The organism is Sedimentibacter acidaminivorans, assembly GCF_017873955.1.
GTDB lineage: Bacteria > Bacillota > Clostridia > Tissierellales > Sedimentibacteraceae > Sedimentibacter > Sedimentibacter acidaminivorans.
Window position 1 is genome coordinate 184,244 of sequence record NZ_JAGGKS010000002.1, and the last position, 15,692, is coordinate 199,935.

At 29.6% G+C, this 15,692-nt stretch carries 17 protein-coding genes and 1 other annotated feature; all 17 genes read right to left on the reverse strand.

The genetic code is table 11. The annotated features are described in order from the left end of the window. Positions 1-5: 5 nt before the first annotated feature. Positions 6-1,706, reverse strand: a complete 1,701-nt coding sequence (locus tag J2Z76_RS04145; protein ID WP_209510742.1) for a ribonuclease J — start codon at positions 1,704-1,706, stop codon at positions 6-8. Beyond that, positions 1,684-2,157, reverse strand: a complete 474-nt coding sequence (locus J2Z76_RS04150; protein ID WP_209510743.1) for a Fur family transcriptional regulator — start codon at positions 2,155-2,157, stop codon at positions 1,684-1,686. Before J2Z76_RS04150 ends, J2Z76_RS04145 begins: the two co-directional genes overlap by 23 nt. 20 nt (positions 2,158-2,177) lie before the next feature. Further along, complete coding sequence (locus tag J2Z76_RS04155) at positions 2,178-2,423, reverse strand: DUF1292 domain-containing protein (RefSeq protein ID WP_209510744.1); 246 nt, start codon at positions 2,421-2,423, stop codon at positions 2,178-2,180. A gap of 29 nt (positions 2,424-2,452) precedes the next feature. Continuing rightward, on the reverse strand, positions 2,453-2,878 hold the full coding sequence (ruvX, locus tag J2Z76_RS04160) for a Holliday junction resolvase RuvX (protein WP_209510745.1): 426 nt from the start codon (positions 2,876-2,878) through the stop codon (positions 2,453-2,455). A 7-nt stretch (positions 2,879-2,885) separates the two neighbouring features. Then, positions 2,886-3,833: an aldo/keto reductase gene (locus J2Z76_RS04165; RefSeq protein ID WP_209510746.1), complete on the reverse strand. Its 948-nt coding sequence runs from the start codon at positions 3,831-3,833 to the stop codon at positions 2,886-2,888. 63 nt (positions 3,834-3,896) lie between these two features. Beyond that, complete coding sequence (locus J2Z76_RS04170; protein WP_209510747.1) at positions 3,897-4,160, reverse strand: IreB family regulatory phosphoprotein; 264 nt, start codon at positions 4,158-4,160, stop codon at positions 3,897-3,899. Between the two features lie 142 nt (positions 4,161-4,302). Next, entirely contained in the window at positions 4,303-6,921 is a 2,619-nt protein-coding gene (gene alaS, locus J2Z76_RS04175) for an alanine--tRNA ligase (protein ID WP_209510748.1), read from the reverse strand. Positions 6,922-7,099: 178 nt separating this feature from the next. Further along, positions 7,100-7,525, reverse strand: a complete 426-nt coding sequence (gene nifU / locus J2Z76_RS04180; RefSeq protein ID WP_209510749.1) for a Fe-S cluster assembly scaffold protein NifU — start codon at positions 7,523-7,525, stop codon at positions 7,100-7,102. A 41-nt stretch (positions 7,526-7,566) separates the two neighbouring features. Continuing rightward, positions 7,567-8,736 carry a cysteine desulfurase NifS gene (gene nifS, locus J2Z76_RS04185; RefSeq protein WP_209510750.1) on the reverse strand — a complete coding sequence of 390 codons (1,170 nt, stop codon included), beginning with the start codon at positions 8,734-8,736 and terminating at the stop codon, positions 7,567-7,569. A gap of 4 nt (positions 8,737-8,740) precedes the next feature. Next, complete coding sequence (locus J2Z76_RS04190) at positions 8,741-9,166, reverse strand: RrF2 family transcriptional regulator (RefSeq protein WP_209510751.1); 426 nt, start codon at positions 9,164-9,166, stop codon at positions 8,741-8,743. Positions 9,167-9,402: 236 nt separating this feature from the next. Further along, on the reverse strand, positions 9,403-9,675 hold the full coding sequence (locus J2Z76_RS04195) for a putative Se/S carrier-like protein (protein ID WP_209510752.1): 273 nt from the start codon (positions 9,673-9,675) through the stop codon (positions 9,403-9,405). A gap of 201 nt (positions 9,676-9,876) precedes the next feature. Beyond that, the gene (locus J2Z76_RS04200) at positions 9,877-10,170 is read right to left on the reverse strand and encodes a hypothetical protein (protein ID WP_209510753.1); all 294 of its coding nucleotides are present in this window, start codon (positions 10,168-10,170) and stop codon (positions 9,877-9,879) included. Positions 10,171-10,231: 61 nt separating this feature from the next. Then, on the reverse strand, positions 10,232-10,738 hold the full coding sequence (locus J2Z76_RS04205; protein ID WP_209510754.1) for a hypothetical protein: 507 nt from the start codon (positions 10,736-10,738) through the stop codon (positions 10,232-10,234). Positions 10,739-10,784: 46 nt separating this feature from the next. Continuing rightward, positions 10,785-12,101 (reverse strand): replication-associated recombination protein A, encoded by a 1,317-nt coding sequence (locus J2Z76_RS04210; RefSeq protein ID WP_209510755.1) that lies wholly within the window; start codon positions 12,099-12,101, stop codon positions 10,785-10,787. A gap of 30 nt (positions 12,102-12,131) precedes the next feature. Beyond that, positions 12,132-12,548, reverse strand: coding sequence for a SoxR reducing system RseC family protein (locus J2Z76_RS04215; RefSeq protein WP_209510756.1), 417 nt, complete (start codon positions 12,546-12,548; stop codon positions 12,132-12,134). A 147-nt stretch (positions 12,549-12,695) separates the two neighbouring features. Further along, on the reverse strand, positions 12,696-14,468 hold the full coding sequence (gene aspS, locus J2Z76_RS04220; RefSeq protein WP_245210316.1) for an aspartate--tRNA ligase: 1,773 nt from the start codon (positions 14,466-14,468) through the stop codon (positions 12,696-12,698). Positions 14,469-14,531: 63 nt separating this feature from the next. Continuing rightward, positions 14,532-14,706: a binding site (T-box leader), on the reverse strand. A gap of 117 nt (positions 14,707-14,823) precedes the next feature. Continuing rightward, positions 14,824-15,636 carry a delta-lactam-biosynthetic de-N-acetylase gene (gene pdaA, locus J2Z76_RS04225; protein ID WP_425347555.1) on the reverse strand — a complete coding sequence of 271 codons (813 nt, stop codon included), beginning with the start codon at positions 15,634-15,636 and terminating at the stop codon, positions 14,824-14,826. Between the last annotated feature and the right edge of the window lie 56 nt (positions 15,637-15,692).

The window sequence follows — 15,692 nt, forward strand, 5'->3', positions numbered from 1 at the left end:
TTTGATTATTTATCTGACAAATCTGGTAATTCATTATTATTAACTTCTACAATTATTGGAAGTATCATTGGACTTCTTTTAATTTTTTCATAAATAAAGCTACTAAGTGCATCTTTGATAGCCATCTTTATATTATTCCACTCTCTTGTATTGGTTTCTTGGCATTTACACAAAGCGCGTCTCACTACAGCCTTTGATTCTTCTATTAAATCAATGTTTTCTCTAACATAGATAAATCCTCTTGAAACAATTTCAGGACCGGCAAGAACTCGTCCTGTACCTCTTTCGGTAGATAAAACTATAATTATCAATCCATTCTCAGATAAAAGCTTTCTATCTCTTAAAACTATATTTCCAACATCCCCTACACCTAGACCATCTACGAGGATATTACCTGATGTTACATTTCCGTTTTTCGTAATTGATTTTGATGTAATTTCAATTACATCGCCATTTTTACCTACAATAGAATGTTTCTCATCAATTCCAAGCTCTTCTGCTAACTTTGCGTGTTGAATAAGATGTCTATATTCTCCATGTACTGGAATAAAAAACTTAGGTTTTAAAAGAGTGAGCATCAATTTTAATTCGTCGCGCCTTGCATGACCAGACACATGAACCTGTGTAATCGCACTATACATTACCTCGGCTCCCTTTTCATACAGCATATTAATAACTCTTGATACTGTTTTTTCATTGCCTGGTATTGGACTAGCAGATATAATAACTAAATCACCTGCTTTTATCTCAAGCTTTTTATGATCACTGTTTGCCATACGCGTAAGAGCTGACAAAGGCTCACCTTGACTACCTGTTGTAATAATAACAATTTCACTATCCTTGTATCTTTTAAGGTCATTTACATGTACCAATGTACCCTCAGGAACATCTAAATAACCCAATTCTTGAGATACCTTTACTACATTTATCATGCTCCTACCAGATATTGCAACTTTTCTTCCATATGCAACAGCAGCATTAATTACTTGTTGTACTCTATAAACATTCGATGCAAAGGAAGCAACTATTATTCTTGTATCACAGGTTTTAAACATTTCCATAAATTTATTACTTATAATACGCTCTGAGTCTGTAGTTCCTGGTCTTTCTACGTTTGTGCTATCTGACATAGCTACAAGCACACCTTTTCTTCCAAACTCTGCAAACATATCAAGGTCAATTGCTTCGCCACTTATAGGAGTATAATCTATTTTAAAGTCTCCCGTATGAACTAATATTCCAATAGGAGTTTCAATTGCCATTCCAACTGCATCTGGAATACTGTGGCTACCTCTTATAAATGTAATCTTAAAGCATCCAAGATTAATTGTTTTACCAGCATTAAGCACTTTTAACTGTGCATCTTCTATTTTATGTTCTAAAAGTTTATTTTCAACCAAACCAAGGGTAAGTTTTGTTCCATATATAGGAACATTGATTTTCTTAAGCAAATATGGTATGTTACCAATATGATCTTCATGACCATGTGTTAAAAGTATACCCTTAACTTTATCTTTATTTTTAATCAAATAAGTTATATCTGGAATTACAATATCAATTCCTAACATTTCATCTTCTGGGAACGACATACCACAGTCTATAACAACAATATTGCTACCATATTCTATTACTGTCATATTTTTCCCGATTTCACCTAATCCCCCTAAAGGAATTATCTTAAGTTTATGTTTCTTTTCTGTTGCCATTATTATTCTCCTTATTTCTACATTGACTGCAGATTCCGGTGAATTTAACTATATGATTTTTTATTTCAAAATTGTATTGTTTTTCTATTATTTCTTCCAATGAGTTCATTAGATCTTCTTTGACTTCTATGATTTTACCGCATTTTTTGCAAATTAAATGATGGTGCTGATGAACTTCCTTGTTATTTGGAGATAATATTTCATATCTATAACATCCATCATCAAAATTAAGCTTATAAACTAATCCTATTTCCTCAAACAACTGAAGTGTTCTATATATTGTCGCAAGACCTATTTCAGGATAAATATCCTTTATATGTTCATATATTTCTTCTGGGCTAAGATGCTCTTCTTTTTTTTCAGTCAAGATTTCAAAAACTACTTTTCTTTGATTTGTTAATTTGAAATTTCTTTCTCCAAGTTTTTCTTTTAAGAATTCAACACAACCCATAATTTCACCTCAAAATTTAACTATATTAGTTCATCAGCTATTCCTTCATAGATTTCAATTACCTCTTTTAATTCCTCTTCATCGTCAATTATATTAAGTATAATTTCCCCGTCATCAGTTTCATCTAAGCTATATATCATACCTTCATCAGAATCTACTTCATGAAGCACTGCATACTGAACATCGTCAACATGAAAAGTAGCTTCAATAACGAGTTTTTCTACTTTACCTTCATCATTAATAAGTTCAACTATATTATCTTCCATATTCCATGTGACCTCCATATATTTGACAATTAGTTGCCTTTTAATTTTGTTCTCTGCATGTATGTTGTCAATATTTGAACAGCAGCTAATTTGTCTATTACTTCTTTTCTTTTTTTTCTTTTAACATCGGCATCTATTAACATTCTTTCAGATATTGATGTAGTAAAACGCTCATCTTCAAGCTCAACAGGTAAATCTATATGTTTTTTCATTTTTTCCAAAAATTGTAAAACTTTTTCACCTTGGATTCCAACCGTCCCATCTAACATTTTTGGTAGTCCTGAAACAATTATAGTAACCTTATATTCTTCTATTATTTTCTTGAGCTCATTAATATCGTTCTTTAAATTTGTTCTTTTTATAGTAGTTACTCCTTGTGCTGTTATCATTAACAAATCACTTACTGCAACTCCTATCGTTCTGTCTCCCACATCAAGACCCATAATTCTGTCCATATATACCTCACACAATTTTGATATAAAAATCCGTACATTCACCTGCGCAATAACTGCACAAAACACATTTACTCATATCGACTTTACACTTTCCATCAACAATTTCAAGAGCATTTTGTTTGCATTTTTTTACGCATCTTCCACAACCTATACACCACTCTTCTATCACGAGAGTACGTTTTTGATTTTTTAGTTTATTCTTTATATTATGATTTAACTCATTGTTTTCCAAGTAACTGATATTTGCATCAATTTCTTCTTTTGTGCTCATACCAACAGCTATAGCATCTACTTCATTTAAATTTTTCACAAAATTAAATGCATTTTTTGCATCATTTATGAGGTGTCCTCCTCCATAAATTTTCATAGCTAAAATAAATTTGTTGTTCTTTTTTGCTAATTCTACAGCATTCAGCATATCTGTAATGTTACCATCTTGTATTCCAATACCTTTCATATTTAGTAAAGGAAATACTATTTCAATTTCTTTAAATTTTATGCTGTCATTTACTGCTTCCACTCTGTGAGTTGATATTCCAAAATGTTTAATTATTCCGTCTTCTTTGTATTTCATAAATCGCTCTACAGCTTTACTGTGACCTTTGAAATTATTTCCATTATCTTGCTCATGAAGCATGAATATATCAATATAATCGGTATTCATTTCTTTTAAAGCTTTCATAATACTATATTCAGCAGTTTTCTCATCGTATGCATAGCTTTTTGTAGCTAAAGTTAGTGTTTCCCTGTCTTTATCTTTTATGAATTCTTTTAATAATTTATAGTTATTATAAAGCTCGGCAGTATCTAAAAAATTTATTCCTTTTTCATAAGCATAATTTAATAATTTTATTTTATTATAATCAGTATCATTATTTTGCAAATCACTTAGAGAAAGAGTTCCATAACATAATTTAGAAACATTTGCTTTCTCAAAAAAATTAATATAGTCCATTATTTTCACCATATAAAAATGAAGCAGTATATTGATAAATATACTGCTGTTTACTTCAGTAATTTAAAGTTCAATTACATCTAAATACACATTTAGTATTTCTTCTAATAGTTCATCTCTTTCAATTTTACGTATTAAACTTCTTGCATTGTTATGATTAGTAATATATGTTGGATCTCCTGATAATATGTACCCTATGAGCTGATTGTTTGGATTGTATCCTTTTTCCTTTAATGACTGATACACCTGAGATATAATTTCCCTAGCCCCATTTAGAGATTCCATATTATAATCAAACTTTGCAGTATTATTGACTTTTTTATCCATAAAAAACACCTCTTTTAATTATAATACATTTTTGTAATAAAATCAACCATAATTATTTATTATTTGTATTAAGAAACAATCATGGATAATTATGGTTTATTTATCAGATTCTATTTTATACTTTATATTAAATTTTAGTTATTTATCGACTTAATATATTACGAACAGCATTTACTGCATCATCTATTTTATTTGGATTTTTCCCACCTGCTTGTGCAAAATCTGGCCTACCGCCACCGCCGCCACCAGCTATAGAAGCAGCTTCTTTAACTATATTACCTGCATGGAAACCCTTTTGAATTAAATCCTTTGTTACAGATGATACAAACAGTACTTTTTCATTTAATTCAGATGCTAAAAGAATTATACAGCTATTGTTTTTATCCTTAATTTTATCAGCTATTTCTCTTAGTGAGTTAGCATCTTTATCCTTCAACTTTAAAGCAAATAATTTAATTCCATTAATTTCTTCATATTGCTCAAGAATTTCATCCATACTATTTTTAAGAATTTCATTATTTAATCTTTGAATTTCTTTATCTTTTTCTTTTGATTCTTTTTTTAAATTTGTAACTTTACTTAACAATTCATCCTTAGTAGATTTCATTATATTAGACAATTCTTCTACCACATTATTAAGCTCTACTAAATATTCATATGCTGCCTTTCCAGTTACTGCTTCTACCCTTCTAACTCCAGATGCAATGCTACCTTCTGAAAGTATTTTAAACATTCCGATTTTTGACGTTTCCTCAATATGAGTACCACCACATAACTCTTTACTAAAATTTTCTATGCTAACAACTCTTACAACATCTCCATATTTTTCATCAAAAAGTGCTGTCGCACCTGTTTTTCTTGCTTCTTCTAAGTTTAAAAAATCAACAGATATTTTATAATCAGCCTGTATTGCTTCATTTACTCGATTTTCTATTTCTTTAATTGTTTCACTATCTACAGCTTCGAAGTGTGTATAATCAAATCTTAATCTATCTTCAGAAACATATGAACCTGCTTGATTAACATGCTCACCAAACAAATTTCTTAACACTCCGTGAAGCAAATGTGTACATGTATGATTTTTAGCAATATTCTTCCTTCTTTGCAAATCTATATTAGAAGCAACTTTTTCACCTACAGACACTTCACCTTTTACCACTTCTACCTCATGAATGAAAATGTCCTTATTGAATTTTCTTGTATTTAATACATTTATTTTAGCGCTTTCAGATAATATACTTCCAGTATCCCCTATCTGCCCGCCACCTTCAGCATAAAATGGCGTTTTATCAAGTATAATTGCACCTTTTTGTCCATTTTTTATAGAATTCACCTCAGTTCCATCAACAACAATACTAAGAATTTCAGATGCATTTGATTCATCTGTATATCCTGTAAACTCTGTTTTAGATGTTTCTATATTAAATTGTTCATCTTTCCAACCTGAACTTCCAGTTTTGTTTCTTGCATTTCTAGCCATTTTTCTATGTTGTTCCATAATTGAAACAAACTCATCTTTATTGAGATTAAATCCGTTTTCTTTTAATATTTCTTCTGTAAGTTCTAATGGAAACCCATAAGTATCATATAGCTTAAATGCTATGCTACCATCTAAAATATCTACATTTTTTTCTTTTATTATATCTATTTCTTTTTGAAGCAATTCAAGTCCTTGATCTATAGTAGTTTTAAATTTTTCTTCTTCTAAGCTTATAACTTTTAAAATATAGCTTTCTTTTTCTGAAAGCTCTTTATAAGCCTCTTTCCACTCATTTATAACAACCTGTACAGTATCGCACAAAAACTGGTTTTCAATCCCTAAATATTTTCCTTGACGAATAGCCCTTCTAATCAACCTTCTAAGAACATATCCTCTACCTTCATTCGATGGTATAACACCATCAGAAATCATAAAAGTAGCAGCTCGTGAGTGATCACAAATAATTTTCATCGCAGTATTTTTCTTAGCTTCAACACCATATTTTACTTTTGATATTTCTTCAACCTTTCTTATGATACTTATTAAAGGTTCAACATCAAAAACAGATTTTTTACCTTGCAATACTGTTGAAACTCTTTCTAGTCCCATTCCTGTATCTATATTTGGATTTTCAAGTGGATTATAATTTCCTTGTTCATCTTTATCAAATTGGGTAAATACAAGATTCCATATTTCTATAAATCTATCGCACTCACAACCTGGTTTACAATCAGGTGAATCACAACCATTCTCTATCCCTGTATCATAAAATATTTCTGAGTCTGGACCACTTGGACCTATTTCTAACTCCCAGAAATTATCTTTTAACTTAATAATTCTATCCAGAGAAAGACCAACTTTCTCATTCCATATTTTTAAAGCTTCTTCATCTTTATCATAAACAGTAACCCAAAGTTTATCTTTTTCAATTTTAATGGTTTCAGTTAAAAACTCCCACGCCCATTCTATCGCTTCTTCTTTAAAATAATCTCCAAACGAAAAGTTTCCAAGCATTTCAAAAAAAGTTAGATGCCTAGCTGTAACGCCTACATTATCAATATCTCCAGTTCTAATGCATTTTTGACATGTAGCTATTCTTTTAGCAGGTGGTTTTTCCGCTCCAGTAAAATATCTTTTCATAGGTGCCATTCCTGCACCTATAAGCAATAAGCTTTTATCGTTCTTAGGAACAAGAGAAAAGCTTTGCTCTGTTAAATGCTCTTTATTTTTAAAAAATTCTAAAAATTCTTTTCTTATATTGTTTATTGAAAATCTATTCATTCATATCCTCCATTATATTTTCATTCGTACGCATTATAATAAAGTAAATTATAATGTATGCAATCGTATGTTGTCAACAAATAATTATAATCTAGTAATTTATGTACAACGCAAAGCGGTGACTGTAATGCTTACATTACGTCACCGCTCTTAAATATTTTTTTCAAAGTCTTTTATATTAATGACAATGAACCTCTTCATCTTCAGGAGTATAATTTTCTAAACCTTTAATAACTTTATTTGTTTTTTGTGCGTAATCATATAATGCCGATTTAATTGCTTGTTCTGCAAGAACTGAACAGTGAACTTTAACAGGTGGAAGCCCTCCTAAAGCTTCAACAACAGCCTTGTTAGAAAATTCTACAGCTTCATTTATACTTTTACCTATTATTAATTCTGTAGCCATGCTAGATGATGCAATTGCTGAACCGCAACCAAATGTCTCAAATTTTGCATCTTCAATTATATCATCATTAATTTTTAAATATATTTTCATTATATCTCCACATTTAGCATTACCAACTTGGCCAACACCATCTGCATTTTCTATTGAACCTACATTCCTTGGGTTTTTAAAATGATCCATTACTATTTCTGTATACATATCTTTATCCTCCAATTTACTTTAATATTGTTATCACTTGTTTACATATTCTTTTTTAGTGGTGAAATTGCTCGTAGCTTTTCAATTATATTTTTCATTGTTTCTATTACAAAATTAATGTCTTCATCTGTTGTTTCTTCACTTATTGTAAACCTAATTGATCCGTGAGCCGTTCCATGGTCAAGCCCAGTTGCTAAAAGTACATGCGATGGATCAAGCGAACCAGATGTACAAGCAGAGCCACTTGATGCAGCTATTCCATCCATATCTAACAGGAGTAGTATTGATTCACCCTCTACATATTGGTATGAAAAATTAACATTATTTGGTAGTCTCATAGTTGGATGACCATTTAACACTACATCAGGTATGTTGTTTTTAATACCTTCCATTAACTTATTTCTAGTTTCAGTTAATTTAGAAACATATTGTTCGAAATTTTTACTAGCTAATTCAACAGCTTTTCCAAAACCAACTATATTTTGAACTCCTTCAGTGCCAGCTCTTTTTCCTCTTTCTTGTCCTCCACCGTGAATTAAATTATCTATTTTAATTCCTTTTCTAATGTACATTCCACCAATTCCCTTAGGACCACCTAATTTATGAGCCGACATTGACATTAAATCTATATGTTGTTTTTTTACATCTATTCTAACAGCTCCAAGAGCTTGAACTGCGTCAGTATGGAAAATAATATTATGTTCTTTTGCGATTTCACCTATTTTTTCTATTGGCTGAATTGTTCCTATTTCATTGTTTGCATACATTATTGATATTAATATTGTTTCTGGTTTTATGCTACTTTTTAATTGTTCTAAATCTATCATTCCATATTCATCTACATCTAGGTAAGTTGTTTCAAATCCAAACTTTTCAAGATATTCGCATGTATGCAAAACAGCATGGTGCTCTATTTTGGTGGTAATAATATGATTTCCCTTATCTTTATTAGCAAAAGCAACTCCTTTTATAGCCCAGTTATCAGACTCCGAACCACCAGCAGTAAAATATAGTTCTTTTTCATCAGCATTTATAAAGTCTGCTACAGTTTTTCTTGCATTTTCAACAGCTTCTTTCGACCTTCTTCCAAGCTCATAAATCCCACTAGAAGGATTTCCATACATTTCATCAAAATAGCTTTTCATTTCTTCTATTACTTCTTTTTTTACTTTTGTAGTTGCAGCATTGTCTAAATAAATTTTTCTGTTCATTTTACTATTTCTCCTCTGTGTTTATTTTTTCATGGTCTTTATTCATATCTGCTAAAGTTATATTATCTATAACATCATTTATACTTTTTTCTATTTTTTCAAATATCCCTCTTGTTGCACAAACAGACTCTCTAGAACATATTTCCTTGCTTAAACAATCCGAAGTAGTCATTTCTCCCTCTAGTGTTCTAAGTATCATACCTACAGTCAACTCACTGGGATCCTTTGCTAGCAAATATCCACCCTGAGCTCCCCTTACAGTTTCTATATACCCTTTTTTCTTTAATTTTGAAAAAAGCTGTTCTAAATAATTTTCTGACATATTGTATTTATCCGATATTTTTTTAAGAGATACAGGACCCAAACCATAATTGAGAGAAAGTTCAAATACTGCCTTCAATCCATATCTTCCTTTTGTAGATAATATCATAACTTAACTCCTTTCAATGTTTATTCCCGACCTTTTAACTAGGGATTAATTAGATTATATTATACCCAACTAATTTTGTCAACATTAAATATTTTTTACTTCCCATATTTTTTTCTGTTGCAAGGTAAGCACTTTATGCATTCATCTTTAATAAAAAAAGAAAAACAATAGATTACCTATTACTTTTCTTTTTTTATTTTCTTATATATAATTGTTTTTCTAGAGAATATCAAAAGCTAATCAATTGTTATAGGAAGTAATTTATAAACATATGTTCCGTTTACTTTTATTGAACTATAAACATTGTTAATTGGATATTTCCCCCTACACTCTCTTAAAATTGATTTTAGCATTTCATAGTTATTTGTTCTTATACATAAATCACATTCACTTTTAATACTGAATGGCACTGAAGACAACTTTATATCTTTAAATCCCATATTTTCAAGTCTGCTAAATGCAGCTATAGTATAGTTTCCTTGCTTGAATGTAATAATATAAATCTCCATTTGACTCCTCCTTTATGCTGTTAAGATATTAGAATGTTCAAATTATTACTAGTTATCTTATTACCCTTATTTATTTTATTAAAGATAATCTAATAGGTTACAACATAATAGAGGCTTAGGAAATTAAATTATTAATGACAAAAATGCAATGGGACTTTCCATTGCATTTTTGTGTTAATTAAAATTTATTTTATAAAGTTATTAATTTATTTGAATTTCTTTTGCTTTTTCTGGTTTGAAATCATTTTTTAAATCATATATATTATGTGAAGTAAAATCCCTTAACTGTCTATCTCCTAATGAATAACATCTCATAAATCTTTTTGAATCTACGGTTGTCCAATGCTCAGCATCCCAAGTTAGATAACCATCTTCATCTGTCACTTTTTCGTTAAGTATTAAATCTACTTGTCTGTTTTCATTTGACATTAAATTTATAAGGCTATCATAAGTTACTTCTATTTCTACTTTATTAATCAAATCATAAGCTTTCATATTATTGCCTCCAATTCTTTTTAACAACATGCTTTTTTTACTATATTTATAATTATACTTTTTAATTTAAATACTCGAATTCTTCTTCATTTTCATATATGCTCAGTTCATATTTCAAATCTTCTAAATTAGACTCATATTCTTCCATAGAAATCTGATTAGTAAATAACAAACTATCTAATTTGTTTTTCCCATCTTCATATATGAATATTTCTTTACAAGGCCATATAACATTGCTTTTAATGTTTTTACTATTTGATTTTTTTATTTTTATATCAATTTCATCATCTAAAAGTTCCACTATTGTACCCATTAGATAAAATTTATTAATTATAATATTGTTTTTTTCAAATATATTTCTAACTATTTTAATAAACTTAAAATGTTTCTTTTTAATTTCATAAAGTACATCTTCATTTAAACTATCTTCAATCAAATCCCTGTTATAAAACGAAGCAACAATGTCATATTCTTTATCGAGTTCAAATTCTTCTAAATTTATTTTCTCATATATTTTTTGTTCTATATTTTCGTTTGTAATATTAATATCTAATATCTTTAATTCCATTTTAATCCTCCTATCCTATAGGACAACCAAGGCAAAATGGTATATCCTAACTGAGTTTCAAATAATCTAAAAACTTTTTCATTCTAGCTTCATAACCTGATTCTTTAGGTTCATAATAATTTGTATTACTTAAATTATCTGGCAAGTATTGCTGCTTAACATAAAATTTATCATAGTCATGAGGATATTTATATGAAACTCCTCTATTAAGTTTAGTTGCTCCAGAGTAACTTTTATCTCTTAGATGAGACGGTATTTCCAGAGAATTTTTATCTGCATCTACCATTGCTCTATTTATAGCAATGTATGAAGCATTGCTTTTTGGTGCGCATGCTATATATATAGCTGCTTGAGCAAGAATTATGCGCCCTTCAGGCATTCCTATTATTTCAATAGCTTTGAATGCATTTACTGCTACTTCTAAAGCTCTAGGATCCGCATTTCCAACATCTTCTGAAGCACATATTATAATTCTACGTCCTATAAATTTAGGATCTTCTCCACCCTTTATCATTTTCGCAAGCCAATATACAGCCGCATCAGGGTCTGAACCCCGCATACTTTTTATAAACGCTGATATGGTATCATAATGATTATCACCATTTTTATCATAAACAATTTTTTTATTCTGAATACATTCTTGTGCAATATCATCGTCTATTTTGACGATTTGATTCTCCTCAGGTAAGGTTGTTTCAACACCTAATTCAAGTGCACTTAAGGCTTTCCTAATATCACCATTTGAATTATCTATAATTATATCAAGTGCTGACTCAGAAACCAGAATGTCTTTATCTCCATATCCTCTTTCTTTGTCCAAAAGTGCTTTTTTTAATACACTTTTAATATCATCATTTGTTATTTGTTTAAATTCAAATACTAATGACCTTGATATTAGAGCAGGATTTACTTCAAAATATGGATTTTCAGTTGTTGCCCCTATTAATATTATAGTTCCATTTTCAACATAAGGTAGCAAAGCATCTTGCTGTGCTTTATTAAAACGATGAATTTCATCTATAAAAAGGATTGTCCTTTTATTATAAATAGATAATTCATCAACTGCAAATTTAATCTTTTCCTTTATATCTTTGATTCCACTAGTAACAGCATTTAAGGTAGTAAAATTATTTTTAGTTTTTTCTGCTATAATTTTAGCTAAAGTTGTTTTACCTGTTCCAGGTGGTCCATAAAAAATTGCAGATGAAAGTTTATCAGAAATTATTGCTCTGTTTAATATTTTTCCTTCACCTACTATATGCTTTTGACCAACAAAATATTCTAAACTTAAAGGTCTCATACGTTCAGCTAAAGGTCCCTTTTTTTTTATTGAATTTTCATACTGCAAATCAAATATATTCATTATAATTCCTTCATAAATAATTATATTTATTTATAGTTTTTTTGCAACCGTATATTTAATTGCATTGTTTTCCATTTCTTTTTTATCATAGTTTTTCAAAATAAAATATGATAAACCTAAAGATGCAAGTCCTGATAAAGCAGATATTAAATCTCTATTTGAACTATTTTTAAATAAAAACATAAATGCAAAAATAGTTCCTAACATTATAACAAAAGGAGTTCCATACAACATAAATATATGTTTGAACATTACTTCATTCTCCGTTGATATTTCAACATAATCTCCAACTTTTATATCACTTGCTACCTCAGTTTTTATTACAACACCATTAACCTTGCATGCTGAAGAACAACTCTTACAATTATCTCCACACATAGATACTCTTTTAACTAAAATAGTTGCCATATTTCCATCTATTCTCTCGATTTTTCCTACTTGTTCCATTATAACACTTCCTTTCTATGATTCTAATGTATAAGCAGTTTCAATATATAGTATATATTTGTTAATGATTAGGGCAACCGCAAGAGATTGCCCTAATCATACTGTCTTTGTTTCATTTGTGTATTTATTATATCATATTTTAATTTTTTATTCTACAACATTTATACCTAATTCCTTTAGTTGTTTATCCGATGTAAAAGCTGGTGCTTCTGTCATTAAACAAGACGCACTTTGTGTTTTAGGAAATGCTATTACGTCTCTAATATTATCACTATTAGTTAACATCATCATGAGACGATCCAGTCCAAATGCTAATCCACCATGAGGCGGTACCCCGTATTTAAATGCTTCTAACAAGAAACCAAACTTTTCATTAGCTTCTTCTTGCGTAAACCCAAGGGCCTTAAACATTCTATTTTGTAAATCCCTATTTGTAATTCTTATGCTACCGCCACCAATTTCATCACCATTAATAACTATATCGTAAGCTTTAGCTCTACATGAACCTGGATCTGATTCTAGTTTATCTAAATCTTTATCAACTGGTGCTGTAAACGGATGATGTTTAGCAACATATCTATCTTCCTCTTCACTGTATTCAAATAATGGGAAATCAGTAATCCATACCATTTCAAATGAATTTTCATCTATTAGATTTTTATCATGTGCAATTTCAATTCTCAATGCTCCTAATGAAGTATTTACAACTGATTCCTTGTCAGCAACTATAAAGGCTATATCTCCTTCTTTTATATTAAGTGATTTCATCAATTCATTTATTTCATATTCACTTAAGAATTTAGCTATAGGTGATTCTAAAACTCCATTTTCGAATTTGAACCAAGCTAAGCCTTTTGCTCCATAAGTTTTAACAAATTTTTCAAGTTTAGATATTCCTTTTTTAGAAAAACTTTCTGCTGAACCATCAATTTTAACACATTTAATTATTCCACCATTATCAAGTGTTGATTTAAAAGCGTTAAACTCAGAATTTTTAAATATTTCACTTATATTATTTAACTCATACCCAAATCTCAAATCTGGTTTATCACAACCATACTTATCCATTGCAACTTGATATGACATTCTTTTAATAGGAAGAGATACATCTATATTTTTAACTTCCTTAAATATTTTTTGTATTAATCTTTCATTTAACTCTATTACATCCTCTACATCTACAAATGACATTTCAAGGTCTAATTGCGTAAATTCGGGCTGTCTGTTTGCTCTTAAATCTTCATCTCTAAAGCATCTAACTATTTGATAATATCTATTCATACCAGAAACCATTAAAAGTTGTTTAAACAACTGAGGTGATTGTGGCAATGCATAAAATTTACCTGGATTTACTCTACTAGGTACTAAATAATCCCTTGCACCTTCTGGTGTAGGTTTAGTTAAAAAAGGTGTTTCTATTTCATTGAAACCATTGTCGTACATAAAATCTCTAATAATCTTCGAAGTTTTGCTTCTCATTAAGAGATTTTTCTGCATTGATGGTTTTCTTAAATCTAAAAATCTATATTTTAATCTCATTTGTTCCGAAACATCATCATTATCTTTAATATAAATTGGTGGAGTTTCTGAGCTATCTAGTATTTTTAACTCTTTTATATATACTTCAATTTCGCCTGTCGCCATATCAAGGTTCTTTGACTGTCTTTCACGAATTTCACCTTTAACTGCAATAACAAACTCACTTCTCAAGCTTTCTGCTTTTTCAAATGCATCATTGTTGTAATCTGTATCAAATACAACTTGAACTAATCCAGTTATATCTCTTAAATCTGCAAATATAAGTCCTCCAAGACTCCTTCTTTTTTGAACCCATCCCATTAAAACGACTTCTTTGTTTACATCATTCATTGATAAGTCGCCACACATGTTAGTTCTTCTGAGTGTTCCCATTGTTTCCATAATTGTATCCTCCGATTTTTAAATTATAATCGATTTTTATCAAAAAAATAAAAATCGCCCCGCTATAGGGACGAGAATAACCCGCGTTGCCACCCTACTTGGACTACATAATAGTCCCTCTCAATTGTTGTTGCATACATTCAAGGTGTCTTCATCAAAGTTTAATAATAGGCTCACACCAACCCTATCTCTCTTAAATTACAACTAAATGATTACTCTTCCTCATGCAATATTTATTACAATAAAATTATCATAATAAAATTTATTTGTCAATATTTTTTTCTTATGTAAATTATGAAACTAAAAAAAGACAGCTCATTATACAAGCTGACTTTTTTTAACAGGTTGTAAAATCTCAATTATTATTTACTAAATCATTTAATGTTTTAAATTCATATCCTTCTGATTCCCACTTAGTTAATAGCTCATCTAATATTTCGCAATTTGTTTTAGATGTGCTGTGCAATAAAACTACTGCACCAGGATGAATACGTGGTACTAATTTTTCAAAAGCATATTCCTTAGTTGGTTGCTTATTAACATACCAATCAACATATGCTAAGCTCCAGAAAATGGTCTTATAACCTAATTCATTTGCTAGTTTTAAATTATTTTCATTAAACTTACCTTGTGGAGGTCTATAAAACTTAAGCATTTCTTGCCCTGTTGTACTTTTGTACAACTCTTCAAGAGCATTAATTTCTTTTTTAAATGATGCCATATCAGAAATTTTAGACATATCAGGATGATTATATGTATGATTTCCAACAATATGCCCCTCTTCCACCATTCGCTTAACTAAATCTGGCTCTTTTTCAATATAGTTTCCAACTAAAAAAAACGCGGCTTTAATATTATGTTTTTTTAAAGTATCTAGTATAGAAGGAGTATAACCATTCTCAAATCCTGCATCAAAGGTTAAATAAATCGCTTTTTCATCAGAATCACCAATATAATATGAATTAAATTTCCTTAAGTGATTAGGTGTTGCATTACCAATAGGACATCTTCCTTTATCTTGAAAACTTAGTCCCCAATTAGTGATTTCTGTCGATGCAGAAATTGAAATATTAGTATAAAACTTATCTAATGCAAAAGCTGCTGCAAATAGCAAAATAAAACATCCTATTACTATTTTTATATTTTTCCATTTAATTGATACTATCAAATTTTCCACCACCCTTTATATATTAATATAAATATATTTAAGTGGTACTTTTAATA